Origin of the sequence: Diaminobutyricimonas aerilata, from assembly GCF_002797715.1 — a bacterium.
Lineage (GTDB): Bacteria > Actinomycetota > Actinomycetes > Actinomycetales > Microbacteriaceae > Diaminobutyricimonas > Diaminobutyricimonas aerilata.
Genome location: NZ_PGFF01000001.1, coordinates 1,843,646 through 1,859,819, shown reverse-complemented (window position 1 = coordinate 1,859,819; position 16,174 = coordinate 1,843,646). Strand labels below are relative to the sequence as shown.

Sequence of the window (16,174 nt, the reverse complement as noted above, 5' to 3'; positions counted from 1 at the left end):
CGGTTCTTACGCGGGAGCGACCGCCCGCTCGGCACGACGTCGGCGCAAGCGCCGGAAGACGAGCACGAGCGCCACGACGAGGGCCGCGAGCACCACGACGACCAACAGCGGGAACAGCAGCGCGAACACGCTCAGCGAGACGCTCCCGATGTCCTCGACCGTGCTGAGCACCGGCGCCGCGGCCCCGAACGTGAGCGTGTTCGCGACGGCCCGCAACGCCATCTTGGCCAGGTGCACCGCGAGGGCGACGGCGACGCCGGTGACGATCGGCACCCATTGGTTCGACTCGAAGAACTCCGCCGGATCGGTGACGACCGCCGTCTCGGTGAGAGCGCCGCCCCCGAAGACGATGCCGCCGGACGCCGGCCGCACGAGGGTCTGGATCCAGTCGTTCACCGTGTCGACGGCCGGCACCTTGTCGGCGACGAACTCGATCACGAGCAGCACTCCGAGACCCACGAGCACCCACTCGTTGCTCAACCACGCCCACCCAATAGGCAACTGCACCACGTCGACGAAGCGGCCGGCGAGCCCGAGCGCGAGCAGCGGGATATAGGCGTTGAGGCCCGCGGCCGCCGCGAGCCCGGTACCGGCGAGGGCCTCGAGCATGCTGGCATGGTAGCCCGTGGGGGTCCGCCTAGGCTGGCTGCATGTTCCTTCTCGGGCTCACCGGCGGCATCGCCGCGGGCAAGTCGGTCGTCGCCCGTCGCCTCGTCGAGCTCGGTGCCGTGCACGTGGATGCCGACGTGCTCGCGCGCGAGGTCGTCGAGCCGGGCACGCCCGGACTCGCCGCGATCGCCGAGCGGTTCGGCCCCGGAGTGCTCGCCGCCGACGGCAGCCTCGATCGACCCGCCCTCGGGGCCATCGTCTTCTCCGACGACGCCGCACGCGCGGATCTCAACGCCATCACGCATCCGGCCGTCTGGCGGCGGGCGCGCGAGCTGTTCGCCGAGGCCGAGGCACGCGACCCGCACGCGGTCGTCGTCTACGACGTGCCGCTGCTCGTCGAGGCGATGCGCGAACGCTCGTTCGGGTTCGACCTCGTGGTCGTCGTGCACGCCGACCGGGCCGAACGCATCCGCCGCCTCGTCGAGGTGCGCGGCATGTCGCCACAGGAGGCGGAGGGCCGCGTCACCGCGCAGGCGAGCGACGCCGAACGGCTCGCGGTCGCCGACGTGGTCATCGACACGAACGGCACGATGGACGAGACGATCGCCGCGGTCGACGCGCTGTGGGAGCGCGCCAGGGGCCGCTGAGCCCGCTCGTCGTGCCCTGGGCGAACACCGCCCCCTGATGTCGGTGGTGCTGCTTACGCTTGAGGCATGCAGACGACCCGTTCCGTGCGCCCGTTCGAGGTCATCAGCGAGTACCAGCCGAGCGGCGACCAGCCGCAGGCGATCCACGAGCTCGCCGCCCGCATCAACGCCGGCGAGACCGACGTCGTGCTGCTCGGCGCGACCGGTACCGGTAAGTCCGCGACCACCGCGTGGCTCATCGAGCAGGTGCAACGGCCCACGCTCGTGCTCGCCCACAACAAGACGCTCGCCGCGCAGCTCGCGACGGAGTTCCGCGACCTGATGCCGAACAACGCCATCGAGTACTTCGTGTCGTACTACGACTACTACCAGCCCGAGGCGTACGTGCCGCAGACCGACACCTTCATCGAGAAGGACAGCTCGATCAACGCCGAGGTGGAGCGCTTGCGCCACTCGACCACGAACTCGCTGCTCAGCCGGCGTGACGTGGTGGTCGTCTCGACCGTCTCGTGCATCTACGGCCTCGGTGCCGCGGAGGAGTACCTCGAGGCGATGGTCGCCCTGCAGGTCGGCGATCGCATCCCGCGCGACCAGCTCGTGCGCAAGTTCGTCAACATGCAGTACCAGCGCAACGACCTCGACTTCTCGCGCGGCAAGTTCCGGGTGCGCGGCGACACGGTCGAGATCATCCCGGTGTACGAAGAGCACGCCATCCGCATCGAGATGTTCGGCGACGAGATCGAGGCGCTGTACTCGCTGCACCCGCTCACCGGCGAGGTCATCCAGAAGCTCGACGCGGTGTCGGTGTTCCCGGCGACCCACTACGCCGCGAGCCCCGACACGATGAAGCGCGCCATCGAGACGATCAAGGTCGAGCTCGGCGAACGGCTCACCGAACTCGAACGTCAGGGCAAGCTGCTCGAGGCGCAGCGGCTGCGGATGCGCACGACCTTCGACCTCGAGATGATGGAGCAGATCGGCTTCTGCAACGGCATCGAGAACTACTCGCGGCACATCGACGGCCGCGCCCCCGGTGAGGCGCCGCACTGCTTGCTCGACTACTTCCCCGAGGACTTCCTCGTCGTCATCGACGAGTCGCACGTGACCGTGCCGCAGATCGGCGCGATGTTCGAGGGCGACGCGTCGCGCAAACGCACCCTCGTGGAGCACGGTTTCCGCCTGCCGAGCGCGATGGACAACCGTCCGCTCAAGTGGGAGGAGTTCCTCGAGCGCGTCGGGCAGAAGGTGTACCTCTCGGCGACACCGGGCAAGTACGAGCTCGGCATCACCGACAGCATCGTCGAGCAGATCATCCGCCCGACCGGCCTCATCGACCCCGAAATCGTCGTCAAGCCGACGAAGGGGCAGATCGACGACCTGCTCGAGCAGATCCGGCTGCGGGTCGAGCGCGACGAACGCGTGCTCGTCACGACGCTCACGAAGAAGATGGCGGAGGAGCTCACCGACTACCTCGGCGAGGCCGGCGTGCGCGTGCGTTATCTGCACTCCGACGTCGACACGCTGCGGCGCGTCGAGCTGCTCACCGAGCTGCGCGCCGGCGTCTACGACGTGCTCGTCGGCATCAACCTGCTCCGCGAGGGCCTCGACCTCCCCGAGGTGTCGCTCGTCGCGATCCTCGACGCCGACAAGGAGGGCTTCCTGCGCTCGTCGACGTCGCTCATCCAGACGATCGGCCGCGCCGCGCGGAACGTCTCCGGTCAGGTGCACATGTACGCCGATGTGCTCACCGACTCGATGAAGATGGCGATCGAGGAGACGAACCGGCGTCGCGAGAAGCAGGTCGCCTACAACACCGAGCACGGCATCGACCCGCAGCCGCTGCGGAAGAAGATCGCGGACATCACCGATGTGCTCGCGCGCGAGGGAGCCGACACGGCGGCGCTGCTCAAGGGTCGCGACGGCAAGAAGCGCTCGCCCACCCCCGGGCTGCGCCGCGAGGGACTCGCCGCGCAAGGCGCCGGCGAACTCGAGACGATCATCGCCGACCTCAACGAGCAGATGCTCAATGCGGCCGCCGAGCTCAAGTTCGAACTCGCCGCGCGGCTGCGCGACGAGGTGTCGGAGCTCAAGAAGGAGCTGCGGCAGATGGAGACCGTCGGCCACGTGCGATGACGCGTACCGGGCGGGCGGCAGGGGAGTGCTCCCCATCGCCCGCCCGGCCGCGGTGCACGTAGGGTGACGACACGGCGTCGCCCGGGCGCCTCGAGGAGGTCCATGTCCGAGCGCCGCCGTCCCGCACCTCCGTTCAACCCGCAGGCACTCGTCGAGACCGTGCCCCGCCGCGTCATCACCGAGCGGATGCTCGCGCACGCGCGCGTGAACGCCGAGGAGACCATCGACCGCGACGTGCTGCGCGCCCTCCGCGCCTCCGCCGGCGCGTCGGGCCACCCCACCCCGGAGGCGCCCACGACGCCGGGTGTCGAGGGGACCGCCGCAGGACCGGTCCCCGCGGCAGACGCGGCTCGCGGAGGGCCGTTCACCCGCGTGTGGCGCGCCACCGTGCGGGTGTTCACCCGAGCGGGGCACGCCGTAGGACGAGTGGCCCGCGCCCCGTTCGCGCGGTCCTGAGCGCTCCGACCCGCGCCCACAGCGAACGCGGAAGGTCGATGTCGGTGGTCGCCATACAATAGATGGAGTGTCGATTTCGTTCGTAGAGGATGTCCCCAAGCTCAGTGTCCGGGGCGCTCGAGTCCATAACCTCAAGGACGTCGACCTCGAGATTCCACGTGATTCCCTCGTCGTCTTCACCGGCCTGTCCGGTTCCGGAAAGTCGTCCCTCGCGTTCGACACGATCTTCGCCGAGGGCCAGCGCCGCTACGTCGAATCGCTCTCGGCCTACGCCCGCCAGTTCCTCGGCCAGGTCGACCGCCCCGACGTCGACTTCATCGAAGGGCTGAGCCCCGCCGTCTCGATCGATCAGAAGTCGACGAACCGCAACCCGCGGTCGACGGTCGGAACGATCACCGAGATCTACGACTACATGCGTCTGCTCTGGGCGCGCATCGGCGTGCCGCACTGCCCCGTCTGCGGGGAGAAGATCGAGAAGCAGACGGTGCAGCAGATCGCCGACCAGCTGATGACGCTCGAGAGCGGCACCCGCTACCAGGTGCTCAGCCCCGTGGTGAGCCAGAAGAAGGGCGAGTTCGTCGACCTCTTCCGCGAACTCGCGGCCGGCGGCTACTCGCGCGCGATCGTCGACGGCGAGATGATCCAGCTGAGCGACCCGCCGAAGCTCAAGAAGCAGGTCAAGCACGACATCTCCGTCGTCGTCGACCGCCTCGTCGCCTCCGACGACATCCTCACCCGCCTCACCGACTCCCTCGAGACCGCCCTCCGGCTCACCGACGGGCTCGTGACCATCAACTACGTCGACCTCGAGGGTCCGCAGGCGTTCCGCACCTTCAGCGAGAAGCTCTCCTGCCCGAACGGGCACCCGCTGCAGCTCACCGAGATCGAGCCGCGCACCTTCTCGTTCAACGCGCCGTTCGGCGCGTGCCCCGAATGCTCCGGCCTCGGCACCAAGATGTCGGTCGACCCCGAGCTCGTCATCGGCGACCCGGACCTCAGCCTCAACGAAGGCGTCATCCTGCCGTGGCAGCAGCAGGGCAAGGGCCTCTACAACTACTTCCAGCGTCTGCTCGAGGGGCTCGCGCGCGACATGGGCTTCTCACTCGACACCCCGTGGGGCGACCTGAGCGACGAAGTGCGCACCGCGATCCTCGAGGGCAACAACTTCGAAGTGCAGGTGCGCTGGCGCAACCGCTACGGCCGTGAGATGAAGTACTCCACCGGCTTCGAGGGCGTCATGCCCTACATCGAGCGCAAGTACCACGAGGCCGAGAGCGACTGGTCGCAGCAGCGGCACGGCGAGTACCTGCGCGAGATCCCGTGCCCGGTGTGCGAGGGCAAGCGCCTCAAGCCCGAGGTGCTCTCCGTGCTCGTGCACTCGCAGAGCATCTCCGACGTCGCCGAGCTCAGCCTGCTCGACTCCTACCAGTTCATGCAGCGGCTCGAACTCACCGCGCGTGAGGCGCGCATCGCCGCGCAGGTGCTGCGCGAGATCCGTGTACGCCTCGAGTTCCTCATCGAGGTCGGCCTCGGCTACCTGTCGATGGCCCGCGCCGCGGCGACCCTCTCAGGCGGCGAGGCCCAGCGCATCCGGCTCGCAACGCAGATCGGTTCGGGTCTCACCGGCGTGCTGTACGTGCTCGACGAGCCGAGCATCGGCCTGCACCAGCGCGACAACCGCCGGCTCATCGAGACGCTCGTCAAGCTCAAGAACCTCGGCAACACGCTCATCGTCGTCGAGCACGACGAGGACACCATCCGCACCGCCGACTGGATCGTCGACATCGGCCCCGGCGCCGGCGAGCTCGGCGGCACCGTCGTGCACTCCGGTGACTACCGGGCACTCATGGCCAACGAGCACTCCCTCACCGGCGACTACCTCTCCGGCCGCAAGTCCATCGCCACGCCGAAGAAGCGGCGCAAGATCGACAAGAAGCGGCAGCTCACCGTCGAAGGCGCGCGCGCCAACAACCTGCGCGATGTGACCGTGAGCTTCCCGCTCGGCGCATTCGTCGCCGTCACCGGCGTGAGCGGATCGGGCAAGTCGTCGCTGGTGAACGACATCCTCTACAAGGTGCTCGCCAACCGGCTCAACGGGGCCCGCCGAATCCCGGGCAAGCACCGCCGGATCACCGGGCTCGACAACCTGGACAAGGTCGTGCACGTCGACCAGGCGCCGATCGGCCGCACCCCGCGCTCCAACCCCGCGACCTACACGGGCGTCTTCGACCGCATCCGCACCCTCTTCGCCGAGACGATGGAGGCGAAGACCCGCGGCTACCTGCCCGGACGCTTCAGCTTCAACGTCAAGGGCGGCCGGTGCGAGAACTGCGCCGGTGACGGCACCATCAAGATCGAGATGAACTTCCTGCCCGACGTCTACGTGGCGTGCGAGGTGTGCGGGGGAGCCCGGTACAACCGCGACACCCTCTCGGTTCACTACAAGGGCAAGAACATCGCCGAGGTGCTCGACATGCCGATCGCCGAGGCGGCGGAGTTCTTCGAGCCGATCACCGCGATCCACCGCTACCTCAAGACGCTCGTCGACGTCGGCCTCGGCTACGTGCGGCTCGGTCAGAGCGCGACGACCCTCTCCGGCGGTGAGGCGCAGCGGGTGAAGCTCGCGACCGAGCTGCAGAAGCGGTCGAACGGCCGCAGCATCTACGTGCTCGACGAGCCCACCACGGGTCTTCATTTCGAGGATGTGCGCAAGCTGCTGCTCGTGCTCAACGGGCTCGTCGACAAGGGCAACACCGTCGTCGTGATCGAGCACAACCTCGACGTCATCAAGTCGGCGGACTGGCTCATCGACATGGGACCCGAGGGGGGAGCCGGCGGCGGTCAGGTGATCGCGACGGGGACCCCTGAGCAGCTCGCGAAGAGCCCTGACAGCCACACGGCGGTCTTCCTGCGGGAGATCCTCGCCCAGTGACCATGAGCGACGAGTCGAGATGAGCGACACGCTCACCTGGCGGCCGAAGGCGGGGGAGATCCCGACCCAGCCGGGGGTGTACCGGTTCCGCGATGAGAAGAACCGCGTGCTCTATGTGGGCAAGGCGAAGAACCTGCGCGCCCGGTTGAGCAACTACTTCGCGCCGCTGCACACGCTGCACGAGCGCACCCGGCGCATGGTGCTGACGGCGCGCAGCGTGGAGTGGACCGTCGTCGCGAGCGAGTTCGAATCGCTGCAGCTCGAATACACCTGGATCAAGGAATTCGAGCCGCCGTTCAACGTCAAGTTCCGCGACGACAAGACCTACCCGTACCTCGCGGTGACCCTCGGCGACGAGGTGCCGCGGGTGATGGTCACCCGGAACCGCAAGATCCCGGGGGCGAAGTACTTCGGCCCGTACACCAAGGTCTGGGCGATCCGCGAGACGGTCGACCAGATGCTCAAGGCGTTCCCGATGCGCAGTTGCAGCGAAGGCGTCTACAAACGGGCTCAGCAGACCGGCCGACCGTGTCTGCTCGGCGACATCGGCAAGTGCGCCGCCCCGTGCGTGCGCCGCGTGAGCCTCGACGAGCACCGCCGGATCGCCGACGACTTCGTCTCGTTCATGGGCGGCAACGACTCCCGCTACATCGCCGATCTGCAGCGCTGGATGCGCGAGGCGGCCGCCGAGTTCGACTACGAGTCCGCGGCCCGGTACCGCGACCAGATCGCCGCGCTCGAGAACGCCCTCGAGAAGAGCGCCGTGGTGCTGCGAGATCGCGTGGACGCCGACGTCTTCGGCATCGCCCACGACGAGCTCGCCGCCGCGGTGCAGCAGTTCATCGTGCGCGGCGGCCGCATCCGCGGTGTGCGTTCGTGGGTCGTCGACAAGGAGCTCGACGTCGAACTCGGCGAGCTCGTCGAGACGGTGCTGCAGAACGCGTACGACGGCGACGACACCCCGCCCCGCGAGGTGCTCGTGCCCGCCCTTCCCGACGACGCGACCGACCTCGAGCGTTTCCTCGGCCAGCTGCGCGGGGGATCGAAGGTCGATCTGCGGGTCGCGCAGCGCGGCGAGAAGGCGTCGCTCGCGAAGACGGTCGAGATGAACGCGAAGAACGCGCTCGCGCTCTACAAGACGCGGCGCAGCGGCGACTTCGTCGCCCGCTCGCAGGCCCTCGCGGATCTGCAGGAGGCGCTCGGCATGCCGGAGGCACCGCTGCGGATGGAGTGCTACGACGTCTCGCACCTCTCCGGCACCAACATCGTCGCGTCGATGGTCGTCTTCGAGGACGGCCTGCCGCGCAAGGACCAGTACCGCCGGTTCAACGTCGCCGACTCGACCGACGACACCGAGTCGCTGTACCAGGTGCTCACCCGGCGTCTCGCGTATCTGAAGGATGAGCCCACGGCGGCCGGGTCGCCGGAGGACCGGGACGCCGTCATCCCCGTCTCGACGGGCGACGCGACGGAGGAACAGTCGGGGGACGAGACGGCGCTCGACGCCGGCACGCCGATCGACGCGGCCGCCCTCGACGGAGACCCCGGTCCCGACGCGGCGAGCGGCACCCGGCCGGGGAAGTTCGCCTACCGCCCGAACCTGCTCATCGTCGACGGCGGTCAGCCCCAGGTGCAGGCGGCGGCTCGCGCCCTGGAGGAGAGCGGGGTCACGGGCATCCAGCTCGCCGGCATCGCGAAGCGCCTCGAGGAGATCTGGCTGCCCGATTCCGACTTCCCGATCATCCTGCCGCGCAACAGCGACGCGCTGTTCCTCATCCAGCGCATCCGCGACGAGGCGCACCGGTTCGCCATCACCCACCAGCGGCAGCGGCGTAAGCGCGACATCAACTCCCAGCTCTCCGAGATCCCCGGACTCGGGCCCTCACGCGTGCGCGAGCTGCTGCGCCACTTCGGTTCCGTCACCCGGCTCAAGGCGGCCGAGCCGGCCGCGATCGCCGAAGTGAAGGGCATCGGTCCGACCCTCGCCGCCGCGATCGTGGAGCGACTGCACGCGCCGCGCGAGTAGGGTGGAAGTCCGCCCGCAACGCCAGGAGGAAGCTCCCGTCATGAGCGATGGAACACCCGCCCAGGAGCTGCTCATCGTCACCGGCATGTCGGGGGCGGGTCGATCGACCGTCGGCAACGCGCTCGAGGACCTCGGCTGGTACGTCGTCGACAACCTGCCGCCGCAGATGCTCGGTCCGCTCGTCGACCTCGCCGCCCGCGCGGGGGACACCCTGCCGAAGATCGCCGCCGTCGTCGACGTGCGCGGTGGCAAGCTCTTCGCCGACGCGCAGCAGGCGGTCGAGACGCTCCGCGCCACCGCGCCCGTGCGGGTGCTCTTCCTCGACGCCTCCGACGCCGCGCTCGTGCGCCGCTTCGAACAGGTGCGCCGGCCGCATCCGCTGCAGGGCGACGGCACCGTGCTCGACGGCATCGCCGCGGAGCGTGCGCGGATGAGCGAACTGCGCGCCTCGAGCGACATCATCATCGACACGTCGGATCTCAACATCCACCAGCTCGCCACGTCGATCACCGAGAAGTTCTCCGCCGAAGACGCCGCCGGGGTGCACGTGACGATCCTGAGCTTCGGCTACAAGTACGGGCTGCCCGCCGACGCCGATCTCGTGGCGGACTGCCGGTTCCTGCCCAACCCCTTCTGGATCCCGGAACTGCGGGCGCACACCGGTCTCGACGAGCAGGTGAGCTCCTACGTGCTGGCCCAGGACGGCGCGACCGACTTCCTCGACGGCTACTCCCACGCCGTCGCGCCGGTGCTCGCCGGCTATCAGCGCGAGAACAAGCGGCACGCTACGATCGCCGTGGGGTGCACCGGGGGGAAGCACCGGTCCGTGGCGATGGCGGAGGAACTCGCCAGCCGCCTTCGGGGTCTGCCGGGAGTGGCCGTGAACGTGAAGCACCGGGACCTCGGGCGTGAATGAGAGAAGTGTGATCGTGTGCCGCTGACCGCGGATGTGAAGGACGAGCTGCTGACCGTGCAGGCCGGCAAGACCACCGTGCGGGCCGCGGAGCTCGCGACGATCCTGCGCTTCGCGGGCGGACTGCACGTCATCTCCGGCCGCATCGCCGTCGAGGCCGAACTCGACTCGCAGCAGCTCGCCCGCCGCGTGCGCAAGGACCTCGCCGAGATCTACGGGGTGCGGAGCGACGTCGCCGTGATCCCCGCCTCGGGGATGCGACGTACCAACCACTTCCTCGTGCGCGTCATGGAGGGCGGCGAGACTCTCGCCCGCCAGACCGGACTGCTCGATGCGCGCCGTCGCCCCGTACGCGGCCTGCCGAACCGGCTCACCACCGGTTCCCTCGACGACCTGCGGGCGATCTGGCGCGGCGCGTTCCTCGCCGCCGGTTCGCTCACCGACCCGGGCCGCTCGGCCGCGCTCGAGGTCTCCTGCCCCGGCAACGAGACCGCGATGGCGCTCGTCGGAGCGGCGGGACGACTCGGGGTCGCCGCGAAGGCGCGCGAGGTGCGCGGAGTTCACCGCGTCGTCATCCGCGACGGCGAGGCGATCAGCGCGATGCTCGGCCACATGGGGGCGGCCGCGCAGGTCACCGCCTGGGAGGAGCTGCGCCAGCGCCGCGAGGTGCGCGCCACCGCCAACCGCCTCGTCAACTTCGACGACGCCAACCTCCGCCGGAGCGCGCAGGCCGCCGTCGCTGCGTGCGCGAGGGTCGAGCGCGCGCTCGAGATCCTCGCCGACGACGTGCCCGAGCACCTCCGCTACGCGGGCGCCCTGCGCCTCGCCCACCGCGACGCGAGTCTCGACGAGCTCGGCCACCACGCCGACCCCCCGATGACGAAGGACGCGGTCGCCGGCCGCATCCGCCGCCTGCTCGCGATGGCCGACAAGCGCGCCGAAGAGCTCGGGATCCCCGGAACCGACGCGAACCTCCCGCCTGAACTGCAAGAGGTCTGAATTCCGGGAAGCATCCGTCGGGGCCTCCGGTTGCCTCGATAGACTGACCGAAGTCGCCCCGGCGGCACAGTCACGGATGGGCCTGTCGGGGACCAAACTCGCAAGGAGAGACATTTCGATGGCTGACTACACCCTCCCGGATCTGCCGTACGACTACGCGGCGCTCGAGCCGCACATCAGCGCGAAGATCATGGAGTTGCACCACGACAAGCACCACGCGACCTACGTGGCGGGCGCCAACACGGCGCTCGAGAAGCTCGCCGAGGCTCGTGCCGGCGGCGACCTGAGCAACGTGAACAAGCTCGAGAAGGACCTCGCCTTCAACCTCGGCGGTCACGTCAACCACTCGATCTTCTGGACCAACCTGTCGCCCGACGGCGGCGACAAGCCCACCGGTGAGCTCGCCGCGGCGATCGACGAGTTCTTCGGCTCGTTCGACGGCTTCATGGCCCACTTCACCGCGGCCGCGACCGGCCTGCAGGGCTCCGGATGGGCGGTGCTCGGCTGGGATCCGATCGGCCAGAAGCTGCTCATCCACCAGCTCTTCGACCAGCAGGGCAACACCGTGCTCGGCACGATCCCGGTGCTGCAGCTCGACATGTGGGAGCACGCCTTCTACCTCGACTACCACAATGTCAAGGCCGACTACGTGAAGGCCTGGTGGAACATCGTCAACTGGGAGAACGCGCAGCAGCGCTTCCTCGCCGCCCGTGAGAAGACGGACGGCCTGCTGCTACTGTCGTAGCGGACTGACCCCTGCTCGGGTGGCCGGTCCGGCGACCGGTCACCCGGCATCAAACCCCGCATCTACCACCACCCTGCGCTGCTCAGCGCTCGAACACCAGGAGATCCATTGGGCGTCAAGATCGGCATCAACGGCTTCGGCCGCATCGGCCGCAACTACTTCCGCGCCGCTCTCGCCAAGGGCAGTGACATCGACATCGTCGCGGTCAACGACCTCACCGACAACGCGGCGCTGGCGCACCTGCTGAAGTACGACTCCATCACCGGCCGCCTCGACGCGACCGTGGAGCTCGACGGCGACAAGATCGTCGTCAACGGCAAGCCGATCACCGTGCTCGAGCAGCGCGACCCCGCCGCGCTCGGCTGGGGCGACCTGGGTGTCGACATCGTCATCGAGTCGACCGGTCGCTTCACCAACGCCGACGACGCGCGCAAGCACCTCGACGCCGGCGCGAAGAAGGTCATCATCTCGGCCCCCGCCAAGGGCGAGGACGGCACGTTCGTCATGGGCGTGAACCACGAGAGCTACGACCCGGAGACGATGCACATCCTCTCCAACGCGTCGTGCACCACCAACTGCCTCGCGCCGCTCGCGAAGGTCTTCAACGACACGTTCGGCATCGAGCGCGGTCTCATGACCACGGTCCACGCCTACACCGCCGACCAGAACCTGCAGGACGGCCCGCACAGCGACCTGCGCCGTGCCCGCGCCGCCGCCCTGAACATCGTGCCCACGAGCACCGGTGCAGCGAAGGCGCTCGGCCTCGTGCTGCCCGAGCTCGTCGGCAAGCTCGACGGTTTCGCGCTCCGCGTGCCGGTGCCCACCGGCTCGATCACCGACCTCACCGTCCAGTCCTCGCGCGAGGTGACCGTCGACGAGGTCAAGGCCGCGTACCGCGAGGCCGCCGAGGGCAAGCTCAAGGGCATCCTCAAGTACACCGAGGACGAGATCGTCTCGAGCGACATCGTCACCGACCCGCACTCGTCGATCTTCGACGCGGGCCTGACGCGCGTGCTCGGCAACCAGGTGAAGCTCTCGGCGTGGTACGACAACGAGTGGGGCTACTCCAACCGCCTCGTCGACTTCACCGAGTACGTCGCCGATCGCCTCTGACGGTCGCCGACATGGCTCTGCGCACCATCGACTCGCTGGGGTCGTTGGCGGGCAAGACGGTCCTGCTCCGCTGCGACCTGAACGTCCCGCTGAAAGACGGCAATATCACCGATGACGGACGCATCCGCGCGTCCGTCCCGACGATCGACCAGCTCCTGCACGCCGGCGCGAACGTCGTCGCGATGTCCCACCTGGGGCGTCCCGACGGCGCGCCCGACGCCAAGTACAGCCTCGCGCCGGTCGCCCAACGGCTGAGCGAGCTGCTCGGCAAGCCGGTCACCTTCTCCCGCGACACCGTGGGAGCGGGCGCCCAGACCGCGATCGACGGCCTCGCCGACGGCGGCGTCGCACTGCTCGAGAACCTCCGGTTCAACCCGGGGGAGACGAGCAAGGACGACGCCACCCGACGCGAGTTCGCGCAGCGTCTCGCCGACCTCGGGGACCGCTTCGTCTCCGACGGATTCGGCGTCGTGCACCGCAAGCAGGCGAGCGTCTACGAGCTCGCCGAGCTGCTGCCGAGCGCCGCGGGCTCCCTCATCGCCCGCGAGCTCGACGTGCTCGACCGCCTCACCGAGTCGCCGGAGCGCCCCTACGCGGTCGTGCTCGGCGGGTCGAAGGTGAGCGACAAGCTCGGCGTCATCGGCCATCTGCTGCCCCGTGTGGACACGCTCCTCATCGGCGGCGGCATGCTCTTCACCTTCCTCAAGGCGCAGGGACACGACGTCGCGTCGAGCCTGCTCGAGGAGGACCAGCTCGACGCGGTGCGCGGCTACCTCGCGCGCGCCGAGGAGCTCGGTGTCGAGATCGTGCTGCCCACCGACGTCGTGGTCGCGTCGAAGTTCGCCGCGGACGCGGAACACGAGGTCGCTCCGATCGACGGGATCGCCTCGACGCGGTTCGGGTCGTCCGGCATCGGACTCGACATCGGGCCCGAGACCGCGGCCCGGTTCGCCGAGGTCATCCGCGGATCGCGCACCGTGTTCTGGAACGGCCCGATGGGCGTGTTCGAGTTCCCGGCGTTCGAGGCGGGCACCCGCAGCGTCGCCGAGGCCCTGACGCAGGTCGACGGCCTCTCGGTCGTCGGCGGCGGAGACTCCGCGGCCGCCGTGCGCCAGCTCGGCTTCCGCGACGAACAGTTCGGCCACATCTCGACGGGCGGCGGCGCGAGCCTCGAGTTCCTCGAGGGCAGCCGACTCCCCGGACTGGAGGTCCTCGGATGGCAGCAGTGACCACGCGCACCCCGTTCATCGCCGGCAACTGGAAGATGAACCTCGACCATCTGCAGTCGATCGCGTTCGTGCAGAAGCTCGCCTGGACGCTCAAGGACGCGAACCACGACTTCGGCGCCGTCGAGGTCGCGGTCTTCCCGCCCTTCACCGACCTGCGGTCGGTGCAGACCCTCATCTCGGCCGACAAGCTCGAGCTCGGCTACGGCGGGCAGGACCTGTCGGCGCACGACTCGGGGGCGTACACCGGGGAGATCTCCGGCGCCTTCCTCTCGGCCCTCGAATGCGGCTACGTGCTCATCGGCCACTCCGAGCGTCGCACGATGCACGCGGAGACCGACGAGGTCGTCGCGGCGAAGGTCACGGCGGCGCTGCGTCACGGGCTCGTGCCGGTGATCTGCGTCGGTGAGACCGCCGAGGATCTCGAGCAGCACGGACCGAGCGCCGTGCCGGTCGCGCAGTTGCGGGCCGCGCTCGAGAACGCCGGAGCGAACCCCGACATCGTCGTGGCGTACGAGCCGGTGTGGGCGATCGGATCCGGTCAAGCAGCCACCGCGGAGCAGGCCCAGCAGGTCGCTGCGGCGCTGCGCGCGGAGCTCGCCGAACGCGACGCCGAGTTGGGCGCCCGCACGCGCATCCTCTACGGCGGCTCGGTGAAGGCGGGGAACATCGCCGGCTTCATGGCGCAGCCGGATGTGGACGGCGCGCTGGTCGGCGGGGCGAGCCTCGACATCCCCGAGTTCTCGAGCATCGTGCGCTACCAGAAGCACGTCGGCACCGTCTGACGCGCGGCGCTCCGCCTGCTACCACGACAGGCTGAGGTTATACTGTTCACCGGCCGTCAGGCCGTCTCGAAAGGTCTCCCGTGGAAATTCTCCAGGTCGTGCTGCAGGTGCTGCTCGGCATCACGAGCCTCCTGCTCACCCTGCTGATCCTGCTGCACCGCGGTCGCGGTGGCGGTCTGTCCGACATGTTCGGCGGCGGCGTCACCTCGAACCTCGGCGCCTCGGGCGTCGCGGAGCGCAACCTCAACCGCATCACGGTGATCCTCGCCCTGGTGTGGGTGACGTCCATCATCATCCTCGGGCTCATCACGAAGTTCGACGCCGGCATCTGAGCCGGCACCAACGAGAGGAACGGGATCACTCGTGGCATCTGGCGGTAGCGCCATCCGCGGCTCGCGCGTCGGCGCGGGCCCCATGGGCGAACAGGACCGCGGCTATCACGCCGAGCGCATCGCCGTGTCGTACTGGGACGAGCTCGGCAACGAGACCGTCCGCTACTTCGCGGCCAGTCTGCCGCCGGAGGAGATCCCCGAGGTCATCGACTCGCCGTCGACGGGGCTCCCCGCCGGGCGCGACAAGAACAACCCGCCGCAGGTGGCGAAGCTCGAGCCGTACAAGACGCACCTCGCGTACGTGAAGGAGCGCCGCACCGAAGAGGAGGCGGCTCAGCTCCTCGAGGAGGCGCTGCAGCAGCTCCGCGCGCGACGCGGCACCACGACCGCCGTCTGACGCACAGCGACGACGAAGAAGGCCGACCGGGGATTCCCGGTCGGCCTTCTTCGTGTGCGGTCCGCGTCAGTTGGCGTCGGCGGCCGTCCAGTAGTTGACGGGGGCGATGAGGTTCTCGGGCACCTCGGCCGCGGCGTCCTGGTCGACGAAGAACACGGTGCGACGACGACCCTGCAGCCCGGCGACCGGCACCTCCTCGAAGCTCGCGCCCGCGAGTGCGAGACCCAACACCGACGCCTTGTCGGGGCCGGCGAGCACCATGAAGAGACGCTCGGAGGCGTTGAGCACCGGAAGGGTCAGGCTCAAGCGCTCGGGCGGCGGCTTGGGGGAGTTGCGCTCGAAGATGACGCTGCGCTCCGTCTCGCGGATCCCCTCGCGGCCGGGGAACAACGACGCGATGTGACCGTCGGGCCCCACACCGAGGAAGGTGATGTCGAAGCGCGGAGCACGGGTGCCCTCGCGTGCCGCATCCGCCAGCTCGCGCTCGTAGGCGTCGGCGGCCTCTTCGAGGGTGAGCCCCGAGTCGGACGCGGCGAACGGATGCACGTGCGCCTCGTCGATCGCGATGTGGTCGAGCAGCGCGGCGCGGGCCTGCTTCTCGTTGCGCTCGTCGTCGTCGCGCGGCAGCCACCGCTCGTCGCCCCACCAGAAGCTCACCCGCGACCAGTCGACGCTGTCGCGTGCGGCGGACGCGTTGATGGCCTCGAGGACCGCGATCCCCATGGTGCCGCCGGTCAGCACGACGTTCGCGTCGCCCTCCGAGTCGATCACGTCGGTGATCTTCGTGATGAAGCGGGCGGCGACCGTGCCCGCGAGTGTCGCCTTGTCGGGGTGCACGAGCACCCGTCGTTCGTTCGTCAC

Annotated in this window: 15 protein-coding genes; 13 read left to right on the top strand and 2 right to left on the bottom strand. The window is 69.2% G+C overall.

All coding sequences use genetic code 11. The features are described from left to right. Positions 1-6: 6 nt before the first annotated feature. Positions 7-609 (bottom strand): DUF4126 domain-containing protein, encoded by a 603-nt coding sequence (locus CLV46_RS08960; RefSeq protein ID WP_100364452.1) that lies wholly within the window; start codon positions 607-609, stop codon positions 7-9. A 41-nt stretch (positions 610-650) separates the two neighbouring features. Here CLV46_RS08960 and coaE point away from each other — a divergent pair, with 41 nt between their 5' ends. The 13 genes from coaE to CLV46_RS08895 all read left to right on the top strand — a co-directional run bounded on the left by coaE (position 651) and on the right by CLV46_RS08895 (position 15,313). Next, positions 651-1,256 carry a dephospho-CoA kinase gene (coaE, locus tag CLV46_RS08955; protein ID WP_100364451.1) on the top strand — a complete coding sequence of 202 codons (606 nt, stop codon included), beginning with the start codon at positions 651-653 and terminating at the stop codon, positions 1,254-1,256. Positions 1,257-1,322: 66 nt separating this feature from the next. After that, positions 1,323-3,389: an excinuclease ABC subunit UvrB gene (gene uvrB, locus CLV46_RS08950; protein WP_100364450.1), complete on the top strand. Its 2,067-nt coding sequence runs from the start codon at positions 1,323-1,325 to the stop codon at positions 3,387-3,389. Positions 3,390-3,491: 102 nt separating this feature from the next. After that, a complete protein-coding gene (locus CLV46_RS08945; protein ID WP_100364449.1) occupies positions 3,492-3,845 on the top strand; it encodes a hypothetical protein in 354 nt (117 codons plus the stop codon). Positions 3,846-3,912: 67 nt separating this feature from the next. After that, positions 3,913-6,777: an excinuclease ABC subunit UvrA gene (uvrA, locus tag CLV46_RS08940; RefSeq protein WP_100364448.1), complete on the top strand. Its 2,865-nt coding sequence runs from the start codon at positions 3,913-3,915 to the stop codon at positions 6,775-6,777. A 19-nt stretch (positions 6,778-6,796) separates the two neighbouring features. Then, positions 6,797-8,803 carry an excinuclease ABC subunit UvrC gene (gene uvrC / locus CLV46_RS08935; protein ID WP_100364447.1) on the top strand — a complete coding sequence of 669 codons (2,007 nt, stop codon included), beginning with the start codon at positions 6,797-6,799 and terminating at the stop codon, positions 8,801-8,803. 40 nt (positions 8,804-8,843) lie between these two features. Then, entirely contained in the window at positions 8,844-9,719 is an 876-nt protein-coding gene (gene rapZ / locus CLV46_RS08930) for an RNase adapter RapZ (protein WP_100364446.1), read from the top strand. 15 nt (positions 9,720-9,734) lie between these two features. Beyond that, positions 9,735-10,715, top strand: coding sequence for a DNA-binding protein WhiA (whiA, locus tag CLV46_RS08925; RefSeq protein ID WP_100364445.1), 981 nt, complete (start codon positions 9,735-9,737; stop codon positions 10,713-10,715). Between the two features lie 118 nt (positions 10,716-10,833). Continuing rightward, positions 10,834-11,460, top strand: coding sequence for a superoxide dismutase (locus tag CLV46_RS08920; RefSeq protein ID WP_100364444.1), 627 nt, complete (start codon positions 10,834-10,836; stop codon positions 11,458-11,460). A gap of 108 nt (positions 11,461-11,568) precedes the next feature. Beyond that, complete coding sequence (gene gap / locus CLV46_RS08915) at positions 11,569-12,573, top strand: type I glyceraldehyde-3-phosphate dehydrogenase (RefSeq protein ID WP_100364443.1); 1,005 nt, start codon at positions 11,569-11,571, stop codon at positions 12,571-12,573. Between the two features lie 11 nt (positions 12,574-12,584). Then, positions 12,585-13,802 carry a phosphoglycerate kinase gene (locus tag CLV46_RS08910; protein WP_100364442.1) on the top strand — a complete coding sequence of 406 codons (1,218 nt, stop codon included), beginning with the start codon at positions 12,585-12,587 and terminating at the stop codon, positions 13,800-13,802. After that, a complete protein-coding gene (tpiA, locus tag CLV46_RS08905) occupies positions 13,799-14,584 on the top strand; it encodes a triose-phosphate isomerase (protein WP_425430407.1) in 786 nt (261 codons plus the stop codon). The genes CLV46_RS08910 and tpiA overlap by 4 nt, the downstream gene beginning before the upstream one ends. Before the next feature lie 80 nt (positions 14,585-14,664). Next, on the top strand, positions 14,665-14,916 hold the full coding sequence (gene secG / locus CLV46_RS08900; RefSeq protein ID WP_100364440.1) for a preprotein translocase subunit SecG: 252 nt from the start codon (positions 14,665-14,667) through the stop codon (positions 14,914-14,916). 31 nt (positions 14,917-14,947) lie between these two features. Further along, positions 14,948-15,313, top strand: coding sequence for an RNA polymerase-binding protein RbpA (locus CLV46_RS08895; RefSeq protein ID WP_100364439.1), 366 nt, complete (start codon positions 14,948-14,950; stop codon positions 15,311-15,313). A gap of 66 nt (positions 15,314-15,379) precedes the next feature. On the opposite strand, the gene pgl is transcribed toward CLV46_RS08895, so the two are convergent. Further along, positions 15,380-16,174 (bottom strand): 6-phosphogluconolactonase, encoded by a 795-nt coding sequence (pgl, locus tag CLV46_RS08890; protein WP_100365978.1) that lies wholly within the window; start codon positions 16,172-16,174, stop codon positions 15,380-15,382.

Excerpts from the sequence above, each read along its gene's own strand:
- CLV46_RS08945 (WP_100364449.1), top strand. The coding sequence starts at position 3,492 with ATGTCCGAGCGCCGCCGTCCCGCACCTCCGTTCAACCCGCAGGCACTC.
- CLV46_RS08920 (WP_100364444.1), top strand. The coding sequence starts at position 10,834 with ATGGCTGACTACACCCTCCCGGATCTGCCGTACGACTACGCGGCGCTC.
- uvrC (WP_100364447.1), top strand. The coding sequence starts at position 6,797 with ATGAGCGACACGCTCACCTGGCGGCCGAAGGCGGGGGAGATCCCGACC.
- CLV46_RS08910 (WP_100364442.1), top strand. The coding sequence starts at position 12,585 with ATGGCTCTGCGCACCATCGACTCGCTGGGGTCGTTGGCGGGCAAGACG.
- uvrB (WP_100364450.1), top strand. The coding sequence starts at position 1,323 with ATGCAGACGACCCGTTCCGTGCGCCCGTTCGAGGTCATCAGCGAGTAC.
- rapZ (WP_100364446.1), top strand. The coding sequence starts at position 8,844 with ATGAGCGATGGAACACCCGCCCAGGAGCTGCTCATCGTCACCGGCATG.
- coaE (WP_100364451.1), top strand. The coding sequence starts at position 651 with ATGTTCCTTCTCGGGCTCACCGGCGGCATCGCCGCGGGCAAGTCGGTC.
- CLV46_RS08960 (WP_100364452.1), bottom strand. The coding sequence starts at position 609 with ATGCTCGAGGCCCTCGCCGGTACCGGGCTCGCGGCGGCCGCGGGCCTC.